This is a genomic window from Clostridium sp. AWRP (assembly GCF_004006395.2).
GTDB lineage: Bacteria > Bacillota > Clostridia > Clostridiales > Clostridiaceae > Clostridium_B.
In genome coordinates this window covers 2,609,651-2,631,556 of the sequence record NZ_CP029758.2, presented here as the reverse complement: position 1 = coordinate 2,631,556, position 21,906 = coordinate 2,609,651, and the positions used below count along the sequence as shown (strand labels likewise).

Sequence of the window (21,906 nt, the reverse complement as noted above, 5' to 3'; positions counted from 1 at the left end):
TTTTAAACAATGGTAGGTGATTAAAATGAAACAGAATACTATAGATATAATAGGAAATTGGCATGATTTTAGAATAAAAATAGTTATGGAAAGTATAATTGTGGGAATTATTTCTGGAATAATATGTGTATCTTATAGATATTTGTTGGAAAAAGCTATACAATTTGCTCGTTTTATTTATTCATTTGAGCTTAAAAATATATGGTTTATACCCATTTGGGTAATAATCCTTATAGTTTCGGGATATATGGTTGGAACCATAGTACATAAAAATCCTATGAATTCTGGAAGTGGAATACCACAGGTAGAAGGAATACTAATAGGACGGTTCAGCATGAATTGGTGGAAAGTAATACTAGGTAAATTTGTAGGAGGAGTTATATCCATTGGAGCAGGATTATCTCTTGGTAGAGAAGGACCTTCTATACAAATAGGTGCGGCAGTAGGACAAGGAATTGGAGAGATATTAAAAAAAGATGATGCAGAAAAGAAAATTTTAATAACATCAGGTGCTAGTGCAGGACTTGCAACAGCTTTTAATGCACCTCTTGCAGGATGTATATTTGCTTTAGAAGAAATTCATAAAAATTTTTCTCCCATAATTTTAATGTCAGCCTTAACAGCTTCCATAACTTCTGATTTTATAGCTAGAGAAGTTTTGGGAGCTAATCCAGTTTTTAATTTTAAAAATATAATAGCTATGCCACTTAAGAATTATATTTATATAATAATACTTGGAGTTATACTTGCTGTATTTGGCTGGGTATTTAATTATTCACTTTTGAAATTCCAGGATATATATAATTCTCAAAAGTGGCTTAATTCAAAAACAAAACCAATAGTTGCTTTTTTAATAGCAGGTGTAGTAGGACTTATACTTCCACAGATTTTAGGAGGTGGAAATGATTTTGTAATTTCTCTTACAAAATCTAATTTTACTATTGGAATTTTAATTTTAATACTTGTAGGAAAATTTTTATTTACAATGACATCTTATGGCTCTGGAGCTCCAGGGGGTATATTTTTGCCTCTTTTAGTTATAGGTGCACTCATAGGAAATATTTATGGACAATTTATTCATATTTTTTTAGGATTACAAAATTGTTATATAAATAATTTTATGATTCTTGGGATGGCAGGATATTTTTCAGCTGTTGTAAAATCTCCAATTACAGGAATTATACTTATTACAGAAATGTCAGGTTCTTTTACCAACCTTTTATCAGCATCAGTTGTAAGTATAACTTCTTATGTTGTGTCAGATGTTATAAATTCAAAACCTGTATATGAACTTTTACTTGGAAAAATGCTTCAGAAAAATGAAAAAAATGAAAAACAAAGTGGAAAAACCATGCTTGAAATACCAGTTTGTATGGGATCTTTTATTGAAGGTAAAAAAATAAAGGAAGTTAAATTTCCAGAAAAAGCTCTTATTGTAATGCTTAAAAGAGGAGAAGAAGAGATAATACCAAAAGGTAATACAGTTATCTATTGTGGAGACTATTTAATGGTGATTGTAGATAAAGTTCATGAGAATAATGTGAGAAAAGAAATGATAAAATTAAGTGAAAGGTATCTAATAAAGTAGAATATTTTAGTTTTTTATTGAGAAAACATTATTTTTATAGTTTTTTTAATGGAAATATTAATCAATAATAAATATGTAGTATTATGTAATAAAATCCCTTTTTATATAATACTATTATTGCAGTAGTTTCTTATTTGACTGCTTATATATTAAAGTCTGAACCAATATATGAAATTTTACTGGAAAAACTTTTAATTAATTAGGTGATGCTTATGGAAAACTATATAAAATTTATAGCTAAGGCCTGGAAAGATTTTATAGAAGAAGGATATTTAAATAGTGCAGTACGGCCTGAAATTGCTGAATCCTGGCAAAGGTGCAAAAATTATGAAGTAGATCCCTTAAACGGTAGAGGAAATAGTATTCTTACAGGAGACAGTATTACTTATCGACTGGAACAAAATGAAGATCTAATTTCTATTGCAAAACCTGTAGTAAAAAGCCTATATGATATTGTAGCAGGGTCTGGATTTGTAATTATGTTAGTGGATAAAGAAGGATATGTTATAGAATCATTAGGGGATAGTAAAATACTGAAAAGAGCAGATAAATTGAAATTTGTAGTAGGTTCTCTCTGGACGGAAAGGGAAGTAGGAACTAATGCTATAGGTACTGCACTGTATTTGGACAAGCCGATACAAACTATTGGAGCAGAACATTATGGCGTAAAACAGCATTCTTGGACATGTTCTGCAGCACCTATTCACAGTGAAGATGGGGATGTAGTAGGGTGTATTAATATGTCAGGAAATTATTATGATGCGCATTTGCATACTTTGGGTATTGTTACAGTAGCAGCTCACGCTATAGAAACTCAATTTGATCTTACTATTTCAAATAAACTTATGAATACCACTTTTGACTCAGTAACAGAAGGCATGATTGTACTTGATAACAAATTAAATATAAAGAAGATAAATGATAAGGCATTAAATATTTTAAATATGAAGAGTGAAAAAGCAATAAAATTGAATATTACGAGTATTATACATAATGTGGATTTTAAAAATATATTAAATGGCAGGGCAGATAATTGTAATGATATAGAATGTGATTTTTATGTCGAAGGTAGTAGAATCAAATGCCTTATAAGTGTATTGGCAATGAAAGTGAAAAATAAAATAATGGGAATAGTTATAACTTTTAGAGAATGTAAATATTATCACAAGCTTGTTAAAAAAGTTATGGGATATACGGCTTCCTATAAATTTGACGATATAGTTACTGTTAATTCTAAAATGAAAGAAATAATAAAATTTGCTAAAAAAGCAGCAAGAAGTGAATGCAATATTTTAATAGAAGGGGAAAGTGGCACTGGAAAAGAACTTTTAGCTCAATCTATTCACAATTATAGTGAAAGATGTGAAGGCCCTTTTGTAGCTATAAATTGTAGTTCTATACCTAGAGAACTTGTAGAAAGTGAGCTTTTTGGTTATGAAAAAGGAGCTTTTACGGGAGCTTTAAAGCAAGGAAAGCCTGGAAAGTTTGAATTAGCAGATGGAGGAACTATTTTTTTGGATGAAGTAGGAGAGCTTCCCCTTGATATACAGTCAAAGCTTTTAAGGGTTCTTGATAATAATAAAATTACAAGAGTTGGAGGAACTTATGAAAAACAGCTAAGTGTAAGGATAATAGGAGCTACAAACAGGGTGCTTAAGGATGAAATTAGAAAGAAAAATTTTAGAAGTGACCTTTACTATAGATTGAGTGTGATGAATATAAAAACTGTCCCACTTAGGGAAAGAAAAGAAGACATAGAGCTTTTAATTAAATATTTTATGGAAGAATTGAATTCTAAAAGTTTGTGCAAGAAGAAAGTAGTGGAAAAAGCATACATAGAAAAGATTAAAGCTTATGATTGGCCTGGAAATGTTAGAGAACTTAGAAATGTAATAGAGAGGGATTATTATTTAAGTGAGGATAAGATGGTTCCTTTGGATCATTTAGAAAAAGAAGTTTATGAAAAAAATGTCTACTCCGATCCAGTAAATATTAGCGTGCTTCCAATGGATGTTTTAGAAAAAGAAAACATTGAAAATGCACTTGAAAAGTGTAAGGGAAATATATTAAAAGCTGCAAAATCTTTAAATATCAGTAGATCTACCATGTACAGAAAAATGAAAAAGTATGGAATAAAAAGTGTGTCAAAATGACCAGAAAAAAATAGAATTTTCAAAATAGGACACTAACTATGTACCATAATGACACATAGTACCTTTGAATGCATTTTTAACAGCTTCTTTGCTTTTGGTATGACTTTTGCTTATAAAATATAGTGAATATATTAACAGGTATATGTAAACTTTAATATTGCCATACTATTATAAAAAGGAGAGATAATTATGAAAGCTGTATTGTGGTATGATAAAAAAGATGTAAGAGTAGAGGAAATTGAAGAACCTAAGGTAAAAGAAAATGCTGTAAAAATTAGAGTGAAATGGTGTGGTATATGTGGTTCTGACTTACATGAATATTTAGGAGGACCTATATTTATTCCAGTAGGTACACCACATCCTTTAAGCAAGAGTACAGCACCAGTAGTTTTAGGACATGAGTTTTCAGGTGAAGTAGTTGAAATAGGCAGCAAGGTTACAAAATTTAAGGCAGGAGATAGAGTTATTGTAGAACCTATAGTTGCTTGTGGAAAGTGTCCTGCTTGTCTTGAAGGAAAATATAATTTATGTGAAGCCTTGGGATTTCATGGACTTTGTGGAAGCGGTGGTGGATTTGCTGAATATACAGTATTTCCTGAAGATTTTGTCCATAAGATACCAGATACTATGGACTATGAGAAGGCTGCACTTGTTGAGCCTATGGCAGTTGCCCTTCATTCTCTAAGAGTTGGAAACTTTACTACAGGAAATACTGCTTTGGTTTTAGGTGCAGGACCTATAGGACTTGCAACTATTCAGTGTTTAAAGGCAGCAGGGGCAAGAATTGTAATTGTATTTCAGAGAAAATCTGTAAGACAGGAATATGCTAAGAAATTTGGAGCAGATGTAGTTTTAGATCCAAATGAGGTAGATGTAATTGAAGAAATTAAAAAACTTACAGGCGGCGTGGGTGTAGATACAGCTTTTGAAACAACAGGTGCAAATGTAGGGATTAATACGGCAATTCAAGCTTTAAAATATGAAGGTACTGCGGTAATAACCAGCGTATGGGAGAAAAATGCAGAAATCAATCCAAATGATCTTGTATTTACAGAAAAGAAGGTAGTTGGTACTCTTGCATATAGACATGAATTTCCTTCTACAATAGCACTTATGAATGATGGAAGGATAAACACAGACGGATATATTACAAAGAGAATAGTGCTTGATGACATTGTAAAGGAAGGATTTGAAACACTTACAGGACCTGAAAAGAAAAAGCACGTAAAAATAATTGTAACTCCTGATAAGTCATTATTGTAAAAAGTACTTGTAAAATTGATAAAAAAATGAATTCAACAAATTATGTGTTTGAATTCATTTTTTTTTGTTGCAAATTAACATCTATATAAAAATAATGATATACTTAGATATAATTGAAAATTTCAAGCTATATTGAGGAGGCCAAAAATGAGTTTTAAGAAAAATGTATATGATACAATGAGGAAACTAATATCTGTGCCAAGCATATCTGGTACAAAAGAAGAGTGTGTGGCAGCAGAAAAAATATATGAAAAAATTTTGGAGATACCTTATTTTAAGGACAATCCTGAAAATTTGGGTATAGAGCAAATCGAAAATGATCCTTTAAGAAGAAGCTTTGTATGGGCAGTAGTAAATGGCAAGGAAAATTCACCAAATTCATTTATACTTTCAGGACATTTAGATGTAGTTGGAGTAGAAGAATTTGGGCATTTAAAATCTATGGCTTTTGATGTAGATAAATGTACTAAAAGAATTTCAGAATTGAAGTTAGATGAAGATGCCATGGCGGATTTTAAATCAGGAGATTGGATATTTGGAAGGGGAACTGCGGATATGAAGTTTGGAGTGGCCCTCAATATGGAACTTTTAAGAGAATTCAGTAAAGCGAGAAACTTTAAGGGAAACTTATTGCTTTTAGTAGTTCCCGGTGAAGAAAGCAACTCCGAAGGAATGATTGCTGCAGCACCATTTCTTCTTAAATTAAAGGAAGAGAGAAAGTACAATTACTGTGGCATGATAATATCAGAGCCAAGTATACCTGAAAGAGGAGAAAAAGGAAGCAAAAGATTATACATAGGTAGTGTAGGTAAAATTATGCCTTTATTTTTTTGTGTGGGAAAAGAAACTCATGTAGGGGAGTCTTTAAGAGGATTAAATCCAAATTTGCTAGTTTCAGAGATAAACAAATTAATGGAATGTAATCCAGATCTCTCAGACAGTGTTTATGATACTGTAACTCCGCCGCCTATGTGTTTAAAGCAAATGGATTTAAAGGAGATGTATTCCGTACAGAGCCCATTGTATTCCACTGCATATTATAATATATTGACTCTTCAGGCATCTTATGATGAAATACTAGCTAGTTTGAAAGAACTGGCTCAGAATGCTTTTGAGAATGTTTTGAAGGATATTTCAAAAAAGAGAGAAAAATTTACAAAAAGATCCTCACAGAAATTGAAATTTGATGATGCAGAAGCTTGTGTAATCACTTATAAAGAGATGTTATATGAAGTTAAAAGCACACATAAGAATTTTGAAAAGTACATAGATGAAAAGGTAAAAGAATGGAAAAATGAGAAATTGGATAACCAAACTATAGCTATAAATATAGTAAAGGCAACTTATGAGCTATACGAAAATAAGAGACCTATGATTATAATTTCATTTATTCCTCCTTATTATCCGCATAAACATTTAAAAGCTGAAAATAGTGAGGATGGTAAATTTATAAATGCTGTAGATAGTACAATTAAGTATGCAGAAGAAAAATTTCAGGAAAGCATTATAAAAACTAATTATTTTATGGGTATATCTGATGCAAGTTATACAGGAATTAACCCAGATATACCACTTGCTGAATTGATTTCGAATATAGTTGGATATGACATAATATATAAACTTCCAGTAAAAGAACTGTCTAAGCTAAATATTCCTGTAGTGATTTTTGGTGGGCAGGGAAAAGACCTGCACAAATATACTGAAAGATTAAATGTGCCTTATTCCTTTGAGGTGATACCTAAACTTTACAGGCATATGATTTATTATATGTTAAGATGATAAATATGTATTTCTCGTAAGGTAGGGGAGAGAAACCTCCCCAAGTGTTTACCTTTTAGGTAAAATAGCAGCACAATACTACCTGTACATATTAATTAAGTATATATACAGTAACATATCTTCTACCCCAGTTTTCTGCTTCTGACTCCGAATTTACAAATAAATCTATTATATTTCCCTTTATAGCTCCACCGGTGTCACAAGCTACGGCATATCCATATCCTTCTACATAAACTTTTGTCCCCAATGGAATAACTCGAGGATCAACAGCAATAGTGCTGTATCCATTTGGATTTCTTACAGTTGCAGAACCTGATGCTGTGATAGCATCTCCACAATATGCAGTTGCCTCCATGGTAAGTGCTTGTGAGTATGAAAGTGAACCTGAACCACCACGAGATAAGGTAGGTGAAGAAGTTCTTATTTCAGGTATTTGAGGAGCCTTCTGAGCAGTTTGAAGAGCTATTAACTGCTGTTCCTTTGCGGTAGCCTGGCTTAATAGTTCTTTTTGTTGTTGTATGTCATTATTTAATTTTGATAAAGTAGATTCATTACTTACTTTTAAAGATTGTAGCTTAGTATTTTCAGCACTTAAAGCTTTTTGCTGACTTTGTATAGCTTGTTCATTTTGTTTTAGTTTTGTAATAACTTGATTATCGAATTTCATTACGCGTGTGATTGAGTCAACTCTGGATATAAAATCACTTAAGTTGTTTGAAGATAAAAGTACCTGGAGATAACCATTTGTACCGGTTGTGTACATAGCTTTTACTCTTTTTTTAAATAAATCATTTTGCGATTTTGAAGCATCTTGTGCTTTTGACAATTTGATCTGTGTATTTTTAATGTTTTTAGCAATAGTATTCATATCTTTTTTATTGCTTTCAATTTTTTCGATTACTCCATCAATTTGCTTATTTAAAGTATCAACTTTTACCTGAAGCTCCTTTTTGTTATTTTGAGTTTGTGTTAATTCTTCAGACGTACTGGCTGAAGAAGCGAAAACATTGCTGAAAGTAGAACCTACTAACGCAAACGCTATAATAACAGATAAGGCTTTTTTATTCAATGTATTTTCCCCCTTAAAACATTATTAAGTTTAAAGAAAACTTACTAATGTTTTTTATTATACCATTAATGTATACAAAAACTCAAGTTTATATGAATTTTGTATGCAAATAGAGGATAGCTAAGAGTACACTATAAGCGAGATTGACTATTACAAAAAAATTTATTTTTAGGCTATTGACAGTAACCAAAACTTATAGTAAACTCATCTTTAAAGATAAAAGCTATGATAGGATTAATTAGATATGTTAATATTTTTTTTACAGAGAGTGGGGTAAGGTGAAAACCCATAAATATACATATTGAAACTCACCCTGGAGCTGTAGGCTGAATGTTTAGTAGGTCTAATCGGTTTTTTAACCGTTATGTTAATTAAGTAAAAAAAATGGGTGGTACCGCGGCAGACTTTTCGCCCCAGCGAAAAGAGCTGTTTTTTTATACGTTAAAATATATCAGTTGAAGATAAGCTGATATATTTTTTTACTTATTTTGCTTAATTGGGTACTGCTAAACTAATTCACAATGCATAATGTACAATTCATTGTGAATTCATTGTTTCGCAATTTTCTTATATTAAGCCCAAATTTCATATGTGCGAAAGTTGAGCTAAATAAAAGACCAGATGAAAGAATTTGTCAAATAAAAAGGGGGAAATAACATTGAAAAGTGAAATAATTGAAAGTTTAAAAAGTATTGTGGGAGAAGATTGGATTACATATGATTTGTCTAAGATGCAGAGATATCTTTATGATGAGACAGAACCTCTGCTTCGTCCAGAAGCATGTAAGGACTGTGTAGTAGTTAAACCTGGTTCTGCAGAAGAGATATCAGAGATATTAAAATATTCAAATAAGACTTTGACACCTGTAGTTGCAAGGGGCGGCGGTACAGGAGTAGTTGGAGGAGTTATTCCTACAGAATCCAGCATAATTTTATCTCTTGAAAGATTGAATAAAATTGTTGAATTTGATGAAAAAAATTTGATGATTACAATTGAAGCAGGAGCTACCCTAGCTGATTTACTAGAAGAACTAAATAAACAGGACAAACTATTTTTTCCTATACATCCTGGGGATGAAGGAGCTCAAATTGGCGGTATGGTAGCAACAAATGCTGGCGGCACAAAAGCAGTAAAGCATGGAATCATGAGAAATCATGTTAAAGCTTTGGAAGTAGTTTTACCTACAGGTGAAATAGTGAATGTAGGAGGAAAGCTTATAAAAAACAATATGGGCTATGATCTCTTACATATGATGATTGGAAGTGAAGGAACTTTAGGAATAATTACAAAAGTAACATTAAAGCTTTATGCACAAAATAAGTATAATGGAACACTTTTGGTTTCTTTTGATACAAGACGTGAAGCTTGTGATGCAGTACCTTGTATACTTCAAGAGGGAATTACACCGCTTGCTGTGGAATATATGGATAAAATTATTGCACAAAATGCTGCACAGCAGCTTGGAACTAAGTGGCCTGCAAATAAAGGATCTGTAGATTTAATTTTTATGATTGATGAGCCTACAGAAGATGCACTTTATGCCAGCAGCGAAAAAATTGTAGAAATATGTGAAGAACATAATGCAGTAGATAGTATAATAGCGGAAACTACAAAGGAGCAGAGAAATATTTTGGCAATAAGGAGCAATGCATATGGTCCTTATAAGGACAATATAGCAGATGCACTTGACATAGCAGTTCCGCCTTCAACTGTACCGGATTTTTTTGATGACATAACGGCACTTGGAGAGAAATATGGGAATCATATTTTGTCTTTAGGACATATAGCAGATGGAAATATACACAATTTTATTATGGGGGATAACGGTAAACTTCCTTCCTATTATGAAGAGTTAAAAGAGGAAATGTACAGAACTGCACTAAAATATGGCGGAACAATAACAGCAGAACATGGTACAGGAAAAACAAGAAAGAAACATATGTCGCTGCAGTTTACAAAACGAGAGCTTGAAATTATGAAGGGTATACGAAAGGTATTTGATCCAAATGAGATTTTAAATCCAGGTACTATAATTGATTGAGTGTAAAAAAGTAAGGAGGGTTACCTCCTTACTTTTTTACACCATTTCATTTATTTCATCTATGGCAGCTATATTCATAATTGATCTTTTATCAAGTACTGATGTAAGTATAAAGGTTACAAGGCATACAAGCCATTCCATGAATATTACATGAGGAAATATTCTAAAGGAAGGTATTAGCTGCCATAAAAATAGGGCTACTACTCCTGCAAGGGTAGTGAAAAAAGCAGAACTTTTTTTGCAAAGTTTAGGAGCAAACATGGTAAATAGAAATATAAGTGTAAATGCAGTGGAAAGACTTAAGCCCATGGATATAGTTTTTAATATACCTGACATGGAAAGGGCAAGTATAAAAGTAAATATACCTAAAAGAACTACAGAGGATTTAGTCATTATTAAAAGTTTTTTATCATTTACTTTAGGATTTATATATTTTTTGTATATGTCATTTGTAAATAAGGTAGATGCACCTAAAAGCAAATTGCAAGCTGTAGAAACATCTGCTGCCCAGAGTGCTGCTAAAGTTATTCCAGCTGCTACAGGGTTTAATGACAAAATCATTTTAGGAAGTGCCATAGTAGCACTTACATGAGGAAAAGTAGTTCTTGCAGCCATACCTATAAGAGCACATAAAAAACCTATTGGAATCATGAGAAGGCCACCAAGTATAAAGCTCTTTTTTGCAGTCTTTGCATCCTTAGCAGCAAAAGCCAATTGTACAGGACCCTGCATAGACAAAACTTGTGTAGTCATAACAAGTATCCAACCTAAAATTACCCATGTACCAACTCCTTTAATAGGGCTGAAATAAGGTACACTTTGAGGAAGATGAAGTTTTATATTCTGAATTCCTCCGCTTTTTGATACAGCTAATATAGTACATAGTATAATTCCTGTATATTTTAAAGGAACGTTAAATGAATTACATAATCCGGCAGACCACATTCCTCCTATAAAGGTTATACCAACAAATACACAAGCACTTACTATCATACCTGTTTTTATAGTGAATATACCAGGCAAAAGTGAGGATAAAATAGCTCCACCTGCAATGTATTGAAGAGATACAACTACAATGAGAATAATTATCTGGCATGCTACACAGACAGCAACACCTTTTTCATCATAAAATTTTGAAAATAATTCAGGAACAGTAGATACATTGAATTCCCTATATTTACTTGCAGCTGCAAGACCCATAACTATAGCTGCGATTCCCCAGGCTGTGCAGTACCAACCTGCTGAAAGTCCTACATCGTAAGCTTGTTCAGCGACCCCTATGGTTGAAGCACCGCCAATAGCAAGGCCTATAAGTGAACAGGTTACAAGTGGAGTTGTAAGCTGTCTACTGGCTAAAGTATAGCTTTCGCCGCCACCTTGAGCTTTCTTTTTAGCAATAAAACTTATTACAAATAACATGGATATATAGCAGATGATGATTATTAAAGATACGTTCATTTTAAAACCCCCTATTTATTTAATTCACAGTTCGCAATACACAATGCACAATTCATGGTTTACAATTCATAGTGAATAACGCACGCATTATATAGTTTTTACAAGTTTCAGTAGTAAGTTACAGCTGCAAGTGTTTTCTGTACAGTGACAATGTACAGAATTACAGTGTACACTGTAAAAGTATTTAGTACTAAAGTGATATGGTAAATATTAATTGAAATTACTCAAAAATTGTACAAAAAAACGCCCCTACACAAGGGACGAAAAAGTCGCGGTACCACCCTACTTGAGCAAAATAAATTTGAAAAATAAAAAAAGCACCTGCGATTAAGGGACGAAATAATCGTGGTACCACCCTACTTGAACAAATAAATTTATTGCTCATCTCTTACTCTTAACGAGAGTTAACCGGATCAACTTACTTTAAAAAATTTCAGCCTACAGCTCAGGAATGTATTTCATAAAGCACATCAGACAGTTTACACCAACCACTGACTCTCTTTGCAACGTACTTAATTACTTCTTTCCATCATAACTTGTAAGATGTATCATAACTTGTAAGATGTATTATAGATTGAATTCTATATAAATACAAAATTCAAAATAGCTGTTTTTGGATAAATAGATTAATTTTGCTATCAATATCTAGCTGTAGATATTGATTACGGACTATTTCAAAAGAAAAATCAATGTATACTTCGAATATAACAATAATTGATATTTAGACTTTAAACTTTGTTATTTATTTTTAAAGTATCATAATCTATTAGTTATAATGGATGGGGGTACTTTTTATTTTATTTCTGTATGCAATGAAAAAGAACATAAGTTTGTATAGAATTGTAATTCATGGCAAAACTAATACTAAATTTTATATTTTAGTGGAAAGAGATGATTGCTGTGGATTATAATAAAGTTGAGGACGCAGTACTTAAAAAAGCACTTGGTATATTCGGGCAGAGTGCAGTAAATTTTTTTAAAATAGATACTAAAATAATTGCTCCCTGCAGAGACGGAAATAAAGAATATAGAAATAAAAACTGGTTATACTGACTATTTATTTTATACTGATAATGGGAATTATCTCCATTTTGAGTTTCAAACTACCGATAAAAGAGATGATATAAAGAGATTTTTATATTACGATGCCTCGCTTTTTTACAGGGATAAGAAAAAGGTTAGAACTGTTGTGATATATTCTGCAGATATAGAAAGTGCAGATGAATATATAGATGCAGGTACTATAAAGTACGGAGTAGAGGCAGTTTACATGAAACAATTTGATGGGGATGAAAAGCTTGAATATTTAAAGAAAAAGATAGAAAGAAGAGAAAAATTAAGCAATGAAGATATACTCATACTCACGATGCTGCCGCTTATGAGTGGAAAGGGTAGCAGGAGCGAGAGGGCAATTGAAAGTATAGAGCTTACAAATAATCTCGAAGACAGTGAAAATAAACTTCAAAGTTTGAGCTTGTTATATGCTCTACTAGATAAACAGAGTTCTTGGCATCAGATGGAGTTTTGGCTCCACCTGATGCTTAGAAATCGTTATCCAGGGACGTAGCTGCTCTTTACTTCCACTTGGAGAAGGGGGAGTATTAGAGCAGGTAGTCATCGGATAAATTCGGAGATGAAACTAGCAGAAAAAAATTAAAGGAGATGATAAGGTTGACGGAAATAGGAAAGATGATAAGGGACGAAGGTATAGAAGAAGGAAAAACTAAAGGAAAATCAGAGATAATTATAAGACAAATTTTAAAGAAGTTTAAAAAACTCTGGGGGTTGACGATTTTTATGTTTGTAGGTAATTAGCGGTTTCAGGTTGATTTTCGAGATTTTCACAAAAGTTTTCTCAAATATTGTATTTTTATGAATGCTGATGTATTCTATATTCGATGGGTTTTTAGAATACCTATGAGGAATTGAAACTTTGGTAATTCCAAATAGAAATGCTGCCATTCTATTAGTTTTTAGAATACCTATAAGAAATTAAGAAATTAATTAGTGATAAGTTAAATGTGACAAGTATTAAATTAAGAATTAATAGTGGAGGAAAGTATAGGGTTGAAATAACAAAGAATAAACAATATTTGATATTTGAACTTTGAGCTTTATTATTTGTAAATGGTGAGGGGTTAAATAGTATGAATATTAAAGATGTTAATATGGATATTGACTCTAAATTAAGCAAGCTTATTTTTTTGATGATTACGCTAGTTGCTACGCCAATTCATGAATTTGGACATTTAATAGGGTACAAGCTAAGTGGAATACCTGCAAAATTTACTTTTAGTTATACAGAGACCCAAAACGGTTTAGAAAACTTATGGGGATGCCTTGGAGGACCGGCATTAATTTAATATTAGCAGTAATTGGATGCATCATGGTTTATATCTTTAAAAATAGGAAAAAAGTGTACATAGGAGTGTATTTTGCTATAACTATGTGCCTTACAAGGTTAATTGCATATCTATTATTTATAATTATAAATCCTGATAATATGTTTGCAATTAATGATGAAGGTTTGATTGCAAAATTTTTGAATGTACAAATATGGCAGGTATATGTTTTTTTTATAGCTGCATTTATTTTTGTATTGGTAATTTTAAGGTCAATAAAAAAAGAATATTTTTATAAGTGTTTTAAATATGCTTTCGTATTTTACTTCTTTATAGATATATTATTTACAATTAGAATTTATTAGAAAGAAAGGTTATATGTATGAAGAATTATGATAATAAACTGAGTTCTTGACATCAGGTTGAGTTTTGACTCCAACTGATGTTTATTAACAGGATACTTAGTGCTTCAGCACTTAGAAGGCGTTATCCTTTAGGGGAAATCGTTATCCAGGCGCGTAGCAGTGCTTATCCCCCAACTTTGATAGAAAATCAGATATCCCAAATCTTTGATTTGGTGATAGTCGCTTTCACAGAGTGCGATAGGGATATTAGCAATGGTAGCAATCGGATAAATAACTCTGAAGTTATTGCAATAGCTTTAGAGTAAGGAAAATTAGAAGATAATGCTCATGCCTTTTTCTTTAAACTCATTTAGAGTATTTATATGTTCGGTTTCATCTACATAACCAAGGCCATTTGCAAGAATAGTCACGTTGAATCCATTTTTCACGAGGTCAAGTATTGTTTCTTTAACACAGTACTCGCTGGCAATTCCACATATTATAATGTTTTTGTCAAGTACCTCATGGAGTCTTCTATTTTTAGTATTTATTGCATTGTAGGCTGAATATTCTTCAACATCATCGTTCATACCTTTTTTAAAAATAATTTCAGGATTTTGTGGAGATTTATTTTTATCCTTTATTCCAAGAGTAAATTTTTCAGAAAGTAAAGCTCCTTCAGTGCCTTCTACGCAGTGAATGGGCCACATTCCACCATTTTTTTGAAATGACTTATTTGTAATTTCGTGAGAGTCACAGGAATAAAGTACATTAAGATCAGGGTTTTTACTTATAAAATCTATAATATGCAGTATAGCATTTTCTGAATTTTTACATGCAAGACTGCCATTTATAAAATCATTTTGACAATCGATGACTAATAAAGATTTTTTACTCATAATATTTACCTCCAGTTAACGTTTAATTATTACTAATCTACTATTTAAGTATAAGTTTATCAAATTTATTTTATGCAGTTTGAGGTTTATTGAGTAAAATAGATATGCCAAATGTGCAATTTTCTTTAAATTTCATAGTTTTTAGCTTATAATCAGATTTTATTTGATAGAATTATAATAGCTAGATGCAATTTTCAAATGTTTTTGTAAATTTATATTGACTATTGTAAAATGATATTGTATTATTTAAATAATATATAACTTGTATGGACAAGTTTGGAGGGCAACATGTTAAACAGAAATAGTTTGGTACCACTTTATGCACAACTACAGCGTATCATAAGAGATGCTATAATAAATGAAATTTATAAAGATGGAGAGAAAATACCTTCAGAAAATGAATTTGTTGAAAAATATAGCATTACGAGAACTACTATAAGAAAGGCTATTTCAAATCTTGTCAATGAAGGTTTACTCTATAAAGTTCATGGTAAAGGTACTTTTGTGTCTCTTAGAAAAACCAAATACAATGTGTGGAATTTTAGTGGCTTTACAGATTATATAACTAAAAGACAGGAAACTCCAGTATCAAAGGTACTTGAAAGTAAGATCATAAATGAAGATGGAGAAAGGTTTTTCAAACTAGTAAGAGCTAGGGGAGTGGAAAAAGAAAATCATATATGCTGGCTCACATTGGATACTTCTATTACACCACTTAGTGTATTTCATGATATTAACAAGTATGATTTTTCTAGGAAGTCTTTATACACTACAATGAAAGAAGAGTATGGTATTATGCCTAAGACCGCTGCTTTAACTATCAGTGGCATAAAAGGTAATTCAACTACTAAAAGTATTTTTAATCACGAAGAGGGTGTAGTTTTAACTAAAGCAGAAGGAAATGTTAAGGATGTAGGTGGAATAGTCATAGAAAGAGTTAGTGTAATTTATGGTCCAGATATAGATTTTAAAATAGTTACTAATATATAAATACGATAAATGTATTTATATATTTCATAAACAGACTTGTACGTACGACTGTACAAATATTAATGAGGTGATAAAATGAAAAATAAAATTTTAGGTGCATTATATGGTATGGCTATAGGGGATGCCATGGGAATGCCTTCTGAGTTTTGGACCAGAAGAAAGATAAAAGAATATTTTGGTAAAATAGAAGGCTTTTTAGAGGGTCCTAAAGAAAGTGAGCTGGCAATGTATTATGCTAAAGGACAATTTACGGATGATACAGGTGAAGCCATAGCAATTTTAAAATCATTGATTAAAACGAATTTTGTACCTGATAAAAATGATATAGCTGATGAACTTATAAAATGGGCCATAGCTCACAATGCCTTTGAATATAACATATTGGGGCCTAGTTCAAAAGCAGCTTTAATGGCAATAAGGGAAGGTAAAGATCCAGAAGAATTCACTTGCAAGGCAGAGACAAATGGAGCTGCTATGAGAATTGCACCTATAGGATGTTTATTTTCCTGTGAAGATAAGGACAACTTAATAGAATATGTAGTAAATGTGAGTAGTGTAACTCATAACACAGATGTGGCTTTAGGTGGAGCTAGTATGGTTGCAATGGCTGTAAGTTCTGCTTTAGAAGATAAGTCCTGGGATGAAATTATAAAAAATTCTATAGAGGCCTATACTAAAGCAAAAAGTTTTGGTGCAGAGACATTTTCTCCTTCCTTGTTGGAAAGATTGAATTTAGGACTTTATTATGCAGATAAATATAAAGACGATAGTGAGTCTTTTTTACAAAAAATATTTGATGTAATAGGTACTGGAGTGCTTACGAGTGAATCTGTTCCTGCAGCAATGTCAATAGCTTATTATGCAAAAGAGCCTGAACTGTGCAGCATTATGTGTGCCAATTTGGGAGGGGACACGGATACTATAGGTGCTATGGCAACGGCTATATGTGGTGCCAAATCTGGAATAGAAAATATTGATGAGAAATGGATTGAACTTATAAATGAAAAAAATAGGGTGGATTTTAATATCTACTCAGATAAGATAAATAATTTTAGAAACAAAAAGTAAAAAAGGGGGAATAATCAATGAGCAGTATAAATACATCACCGTTTTTATCGGTTGAAGAAAGAACAGGTAAGCCTAAAGAATTATTTGCCATATGGTTTGCCAGCAATATTGGATTCTTGGGGTTAGTTTATGGCGCTATGATAGTAGGATTTGGGCTAAATTTTCTACAATCCATTCTTGCTGCAGCAGTAGGTGCACTGTCTTTTGCATTAGTAGGATATCTAAGTTTATCTGGGAGAGATACTGGAGGAACTACGTTTTTGCTTTCTAGAGCAGCTTTTGGAATAAATGGAAACTTCATTCCTAATTTTCTTGGTTGGCTTAACTTAATTGGCTGGCTGGCAGTAAATGTGGTTACAGGAACTTTGATTTTACTTTCACTGTTTAATTCCTTTGGAATACGTCAAAATAAAACGATTACTATAATAGCACTGGTAATATTTGTAGCACTTATATTGGTTTCTAACATTTTTGGACAAGATTATTTAGTTAAAATTCAAACTATACTTTCATATGTATTTGGAATATTAACTTTGTTTATATTACTCATATTAATACCAAGAACCAATTGGAATCAATTATTTGCTATGAAAAATGGGAGTTGGCTTATGAGTTTTTTACCTGCAGTTTCAATTATTGCAGCTGGTACTGGTATAAGTTGGAGCATAGCTGCAGCAGATTATAGTTGTTATCAAAAGCCTAATACATCGTCTGCATCTGTCATTGCTAGTGTTACTTTCGGAGCATTTATACCACTATTTGTAATAATGGGCGCAGGAATACTAATGAGTACATCAGTACCAGACCTTGCAACGGCTTCGAATCCAATTCAAGCTATAGGTAAGGCTTTACCTAAATGGGTAACAGTTATTTATTATATAACAGCTTTGGGTGGTTTTATACCTCAATGCCTAATAAGTTTAAAATCAGCAAAAGTTAGTCTTGAAACTTTAAATATAAATGTAAGTAATAAGACAGCTATAACGGTACATGCAATAATAATGATACTTTTACCTATTTATGTACTATTTATTTCAAAAGATTTTTTAGGCAATTTTCAAATTTTCTTGGGATTATTAGGAATAGGATTAGCAGCTTGGGCAGCAGTGTTTTTAGTAGATTATAAGTATATTAGAAAAAATTTAGGTTATAAAGAGGAATTACTAACAAACAAAGATATGAATTCAGTGAATAGAAAGGGTGTATTTAGCTGGTTTGCTGGAGTAATAGTAGGGTTGCTATTTACAAATTGTTCATTTTTCAGTGGTCCTTTTGCAAAGGGAATGTTCAAAGATAATAGCCTTGGAATTTTACTTGCATTCATAGTAAGTGCTGTAGTTTATTATATTTTAATTGTAATTACAAAAGAAAATAAAGGGGTGAAAAATAATGCCTAAAATATTGGTTATGGGTGCAGCAGTTATAGATATAATTTTAAAATTAGATAAGCTGCCTAAAAGCGGAGAAGACATTACAGCAGAGCATAAAGAAACTGTAGTAGGAGGATGTGCATATAATGTAGCTAATGTGCTTAAATATTTAAAAGTAAAGCATGATTTATGTGTACCTGTTGGAATTGGAAACTATTCTAATATAATAAAACAGCAATTAAAGGAAGACGGATATGATGTATTTATAGAAGATTGTAGCGAGGACAATGGATGGAATTTATCCATAGTGGAAAGTGATGGAGAAAGGACATTTATCACTGTACCTGGTATAGAAACCAAATGGAAAGAAGAATGGTTTAAAAACATTAACATAGATGAATATGACTACATCTATGTATCTGGATATGAATTGGAAGGAGCTTCAGGAGAATCTATAGTAAATTTGTTACAAAATAAAAAACAGAAATGTACTATAGTTTTTGATGCAAGTCCAAGAATAGAATATATAGATAAAAATGTATTGGATAGACTATTTAAAATGGGTACCATTATTCATTCAAATAGAAAAGAGATAAGTGTTCTTATAGGAGAAGAAAATTTAGATGCAGCAATTAATAAAGTATATGATATTACGAAAAAGCCTGTAGTTGTAACTAGAGGAAAAGATGGTTGTAATTATTATAGTGAGAAGGAAAGTGGAAATGTACCTACAGAAACAGTGAATGTAAAAGATACAATAGGAGCTGGAGATTCACATACAGGTGGATTTATAGCAGGATTATGTATGGGACTGTCTCTAGAAAAAGCTTGTGAACTTGGCAATAGCATAGCCAGTAAAGTAGTTCAAAATCAAGGTAGCAAATTAAAATAAAAATATTATATCCTGTATTATAGGCACAGAAAAAAGTTTATAATATAGGATATTTTTAGTTAAGAAAGACGCATTTGAATGCTTCTATATTATAATATATTATTATATTTTGGAATACTGCTTATTGTTATTGGTATGATTTTAAATAGCTGTATTGTTGACAAGAAAGAAGAAAAAGAAGAAGTCTATGAAGATATAGTGTAATTTAATTCATTTGTAGGACTTTTATTTTAACTCTAGCTTTTCAAATTTAATTATGCCAACAATTGTTGTGGTTACAATGATAATGACTGATGAAAGTATAATACTGTATGGATCGATTTTAAATGCTCCCATGTCTATAAGCATAAAAATAGGGGAATATTTCATGATGCTTTTAAAACTGGGAGGATAACTTGTTATTAAAATCATAGCTAATATGATAAGTGTTATAAGTATTAATTTATTTCGTATAAACATGGCTAAACACATATAAATGCTGGTTAAACTTGAAAGTATTAAGGCTGCAAGAATGGTAAATTCAATTGATTTGATTAGGTCATTAAAAGAAAGAAACTCTTTAGAACAATTTATGAAGCTACTTGCAGCTATCGTACCGAATAGTAAAAGAGCGATTAGTATAAGGCCTGATAAGGATGCTATAAGAAATTTTGACATATAAATTTCAGCTCTTTTATGGCCATATACTATGATATTGTTTATTGTACCATTTGAAAATTCATCTAATACAAGGCTGCCAACTATAAATATTAAAATTACAGCTATACAAGGGGAGAGTCCAAAAGATGAACAAAAAAACTCAATTGCCTTTGGATGAAGCCTATCTTTAAAATTATTGACTAAGAAACCAAATTCATTTCCTTGATAAGAAGTTTCGAGTATTTTAAGTATAGCTTTGCTGTGAAAGAATAAGCATATGGAATATATGATTAAAAATGATGTAATCATTAAAGAACTAAAAAACGTCTTGTTGTGCTTTAATTTATATATTTCAAATTTCAATAAGTTATACATCACTTAACTTTCCTCCAACCATATTTTTGAAATAATTTTCAAGGTTATCTGACTCGGGTGTCAGCTGTAGTATTGTAATACCTTCTTTAAAAATTGCAGATGAAATCCTTCCAGGATTATCAACATAATCGTATAGTAATATAGTATCATCTGGCAAAGTTTTAAAATTGTGAGTATTTAAATTTTCTTCTAGAACAAGAGCTGCTCTATTTACATCACTAACTTTGATTTTTAACCTTTTATTAAATCTTTCATTTAGCTCTTTTAAAGTAAATTCATCTAATAGTTTCCCATTATGAATAATTCCATAGCAAGTTGCAAAGTCATAGAGTTCTTTTAAAATGTGGCTTGAGATGAGAATTGTTGTATTCATATTTCTATTTAATTGCAGTAAAATATCCTTTATTTCCATAATTCCTATTGGATCAATGCTGTTTATAGGTTCATCTAATATTAAAAGTTCTGGATCTCCAATTATTGCCATGGCAATACCTAGTTTTTGTTTCATGCCAAGAGAAAAATCACGTATTTTTTTATTCTTTAAACTATTTAAATCTAAAAGCTCCAGTACTCTTCTTATACAATCCTTTCCAGGAATGCCTTTTTGAAGTCTGCAAGCTTCTAAATTTTCATAAGCTGTCATATTTGCATATAAAAAAGGCCTTTCAATTAGAGCTCCAAGCCTTCTTCTTGCAGTATGAAGACCATTTTCTGTAATCTCACCAAATAATTCAATTGTTCCAGAAGTTTTTTGTGCGAGGCCTGCTATCATTTTAAACAGTGTGGTTTTACCTGCTCCATTTTCACCTATAAATCCATAAATATCTCCACGATTTATATTCATATTTACATTTTGAATTGCTACTTTGTCATTGTACCTTTTGCTTAAGTTTATAGTCCTTAGAATAGTTTCCATGTAAATGCTCCTTTTATCTAACCATCAAGTTTATAACCTATACTCCATATGGTTTGTATGTAATCCTTGCCTGCACCTGCATTTGACAGTTTATTTCTCAAATTACTTATATGTACAGTGAGAGTATTATCATCACATAGATAATTGCTTCCCCATACACTTTCAAATAAGTTAGCTTTTGAAAATACCTTCTTTGGATAACTCATTAAAAGTTTTAAAATATCAAATTCTCTTGTAGTTAAAACTACATTTTTTGAGTTATTTACATGTACTTCTCTAGTGTCTTTATTTAAAGAAATTTCTTTGTACTTTATTATGTTTCCTTTTGGCATTTCACTTGAAAATTCCATGTATCTTCTTAAGTTTGAGTCTATACGTGCAGATACTTCTTCTATATTGAAGGGCTTGGTTATAAAATCATCGGCACCTATTCTTAAAGTTTTTATTCTAATATCAATATCGTCTATTGCAGAAATTATTATAACAGGTATATGGCTATTTTTTCTTATCTTAAGCAAGAGTTCTTCACCATTCATTCCAGGAAGCATCAAATCAAGTAAAACCATGTCCCAAGTTTTATCTTTCAAATATATCAATGCTTCTGTTCCAGAGTAAGCAGCTTTTGCAGTATACCCATTTATCTCCAGCATATCACACAATAATTTATTTATATCACTGTCATCTTCAACCACTAAAATCTTGATGTTATCCTTCATTTAT

General features: G+C 31.4%; 20 protein-coding genes and 2 other annotated features. Of the genes, 14 read left to right on the top strand and 6 right to left on the bottom strand.

Annotated elements, in window-relative coordinates; translation table 11 throughout:
- Nucleotides 1-25: 25 nt before the first annotated feature.
- The 4 genes from DMR38_RS12045 to DMR38_RS12030 all read left to right on the top strand — a co-directional run bounded on the left by DMR38_RS12045 (nucleotide 26) and on the right by DMR38_RS12030 (nucleotide 6,783).
- On the top strand, nucleotides 26-1,588 hold the full coding sequence (locus DMR38_RS12045; protein ID WP_127721552.1) for a ClC family H(+)/Cl(-) exchange transporter: 1,563 nt from the start codon (nucleotides 26-28) through the stop codon (nucleotides 1,586-1,588).
- Nucleotides 1,589-1,800: 212 nt separating this feature from the next.
- Complete coding sequence (locus DMR38_RS12040) at nucleotides 1,801-3,741, top strand: sigma-54-dependent Fis family transcriptional regulator (RefSeq protein ID WP_127721551.1); 1,941 nt, start codon at nucleotides 1,801-1,803, stop codon at nucleotides 3,739-3,741.
- 189 nt (nucleotides 3,742-3,930) lie between these two features.
- On the top strand, nucleotides 3,931-5,004 hold the full coding sequence (locus tag DMR38_RS12035; protein ID WP_127721550.1) for a 2,3-butanediol dehydrogenase: 1,074 nt from the start codon (nucleotides 3,931-3,933) through the stop codon (nucleotides 5,002-5,004).
- Between the two features lie 147 nt (nucleotides 5,005-5,151).
- Nucleotides 5,152-6,783 (top strand): M20/M25/M40 family metallo-hydrolase, encoded by a 1,632-nt coding sequence (locus DMR38_RS12030; protein WP_127721549.1) that lies wholly within the window; start codon nucleotides 5,152-5,154, stop codon nucleotides 6,781-6,783.
- 91 nt (nucleotides 6,784-6,874) lie between these two features.
- On the opposite strand, the gene DMR38_RS12025 is transcribed toward DMR38_RS12030, so the two are convergent.
- The gene (locus tag DMR38_RS12025) at nucleotides 6,875-7,852 is read right to left on the bottom strand and encodes a 3D domain-containing protein (RefSeq protein ID WP_127721548.1); all 978 of its coding nucleotides are present in this window, start codon (nucleotides 7,850-7,852) and stop codon (nucleotides 6,875-6,877) included.
- A 216-nt stretch (nucleotides 7,853-8,068) separates the two neighbouring features.
- Nucleotides 8,069-8,271, top strand: a binding site (T-box leader).
- Between the two features lie 239 nt (nucleotides 8,272-8,510).
- Between DMR38_RS12025 and DMR38_RS12020 the strand changes: the two genes are divergently transcribed.
- Nucleotides 8,511-9,893, top strand: coding sequence for an FAD-binding oxidoreductase (locus DMR38_RS12020; protein WP_127721547.1), 1,383 nt, complete (start codon nucleotides 8,511-8,513; stop codon nucleotides 9,891-9,893).
- Between the two features lie 36 nt (nucleotides 9,894-9,929).
- On the opposite strand, the gene DMR38_RS12015 is transcribed toward DMR38_RS12020, so the two are convergent.
- The gene (locus DMR38_RS12015; protein WP_127721546.1) at nucleotides 9,930-11,351 is read right to left on the bottom strand and encodes a sodium:solute symporter family protein; all 1,422 of its coding nucleotides are present in this window, start codon (nucleotides 11,349-11,351) and stop codon (nucleotides 9,930-9,932) included.
- A 327-nt stretch (nucleotides 11,352-11,678) separates the two neighbouring features.
- Nucleotides 11,679-11,893: a binding site (T-box leader), on the bottom strand.
- Nucleotides 11,894-12,251: 358 nt separating this feature from the next.
- Here DMR38_RS12015 and DMR38_RS21855 point away from each other — a divergent pair.
- From DMR38_RS21855 to DMR38_RS12005, 4 genes are all read left to right on the top strand, one after another.
- Complete coding sequence (locus DMR38_RS21855; RefSeq protein ID WP_175412996.1) at nucleotides 12,252-12,404, top strand: hypothetical protein; 153 nt, start codon at nucleotides 12,252-12,254, stop codon at nucleotides 12,402-12,404.
- Between the two features lie 136 nt (nucleotides 12,405-12,540).
- The gene (locus DMR38_RS21850) at nucleotides 12,541-12,918 is read left to right on the top strand and encodes a hypothetical protein (RefSeq protein WP_175412995.1); all 378 of its coding nucleotides are present in this window, start codon (nucleotides 12,541-12,543) and stop codon (nucleotides 12,916-12,918) included.
- A 104-nt stretch (nucleotides 12,919-13,022) separates the two neighbouring features.
- Nucleotides 13,023-13,166, top strand: coding sequence for a hypothetical protein (locus DMR38_RS21845; RefSeq protein ID WP_175412994.1), 144 nt, complete (start codon nucleotides 13,023-13,025; stop codon nucleotides 13,164-13,166).
- 332 nt (nucleotides 13,167-13,498) lie between these two features.
- The gene (locus DMR38_RS12005) at nucleotides 13,499-13,714 is read left to right on the top strand and encodes a hypothetical protein (RefSeq protein ID WP_127721545.1); all 216 of its coding nucleotides are present in this window, start codon (nucleotides 13,499-13,501) and stop codon (nucleotides 13,712-13,714) included.
- 655 nt (nucleotides 13,715-14,369) lie between these two features.
- Here the strand turns inward: DMR38_RS12005 and DMR38_RS12000 are convergent.
- Nucleotides 14,370-14,936, bottom strand: coding sequence for an isochorismatase family protein (locus tag DMR38_RS12000; protein WP_127721544.1), 567 nt, complete (start codon nucleotides 14,934-14,936; stop codon nucleotides 14,370-14,372).
- A 288-nt stretch (nucleotides 14,937-15,224) separates the two neighbouring features.
- Here DMR38_RS12000 and DMR38_RS11995 point away from each other — a divergent pair, with 288 nt between their 5' ends.
- From DMR38_RS11995 to DMR38_RS22545, 5 genes are all read left to right on the top strand, one after another.
- Complete coding sequence (locus DMR38_RS11995; protein WP_127721543.1) at nucleotides 15,225-15,926, top strand: GntR family transcriptional regulator; 702 nt, start codon at nucleotides 15,225-15,227, stop codon at nucleotides 15,924-15,926.
- A gap of 75 nt (nucleotides 15,927-16,001) precedes the next feature.
- The gene (locus DMR38_RS11990) at nucleotides 16,002-16,994 is read left to right on the top strand and encodes an ADP-ribosylglycohydrolase family protein (RefSeq protein ID WP_127721542.1); all 993 of its coding nucleotides are present in this window, start codon (nucleotides 16,002-16,004) and stop codon (nucleotides 16,992-16,994) included.
- 17 nt (nucleotides 16,995-17,011) lie between these two features.
- On the top strand, nucleotides 17,012-18,391 hold the full coding sequence (locus tag DMR38_RS11985) for a cytosine permease (protein WP_127721541.1): 1,380 nt from the start codon (nucleotides 17,012-17,014) through the stop codon (nucleotides 18,389-18,391).
- Entirely contained in the window at nucleotides 18,384-19,256 is an 873-nt protein-coding gene (locus tag DMR38_RS11980; protein ID WP_127721540.1) for a PfkB family carbohydrate kinase, read from the top strand. The genes DMR38_RS11985 and DMR38_RS11980 overlap by 8 nt, the downstream gene beginning before the upstream one ends.
- Before the next feature lie 78 nt (nucleotides 19,257-19,334).
- Nucleotides 19,335-19,460, top strand: coding sequence for a hypothetical protein (locus DMR38_RS22545; RefSeq protein WP_279230780.1), 126 nt, complete (start codon nucleotides 19,335-19,337; stop codon nucleotides 19,458-19,460).
- Between the two features lie 21 nt (nucleotides 19,461-19,481).
- Here the strand turns inward: DMR38_RS22545 and DMR38_RS11975 are convergent, their stop codons facing one another.
- Genes DMR38_RS11975 through DMR38_RS11965 form a run of 3 tightly spaced genes read right to left on the bottom strand, consistent with a single transcriptional unit; the run spans nucleotide 19,482 to nucleotide 21,902 of the window.
- Nucleotides 19,482-20,270, bottom strand: a complete 789-nt coding sequence (locus DMR38_RS11975) for an ABC transporter permease (protein WP_243124590.1) — start codon at nucleotides 20,268-20,270, stop codon at nucleotides 19,482-19,484.
- Nucleotides 20,263-21,186: an ABC transporter ATP-binding protein gene (locus DMR38_RS11970; protein WP_127721538.1), complete on the bottom strand. Its 924-nt coding sequence runs from the start codon at nucleotides 21,184-21,186 to the stop codon at nucleotides 20,263-20,265. The genes DMR38_RS11975 and DMR38_RS11970 overlap by 8 nt, the downstream gene beginning before the upstream one ends.
- A 17-nt stretch (nucleotides 21,187-21,203) precedes the next feature.
- On the bottom strand, nucleotides 21,204-21,902 hold the full coding sequence (locus tag DMR38_RS11965; RefSeq protein ID WP_127721537.1) for a response regulator transcription factor: 699 nt from the start codon (nucleotides 21,900-21,902) through the stop codon (nucleotides 21,204-21,206).
- Nucleotides 21,903-21,906 lie beyond the last annotated feature (4 nt).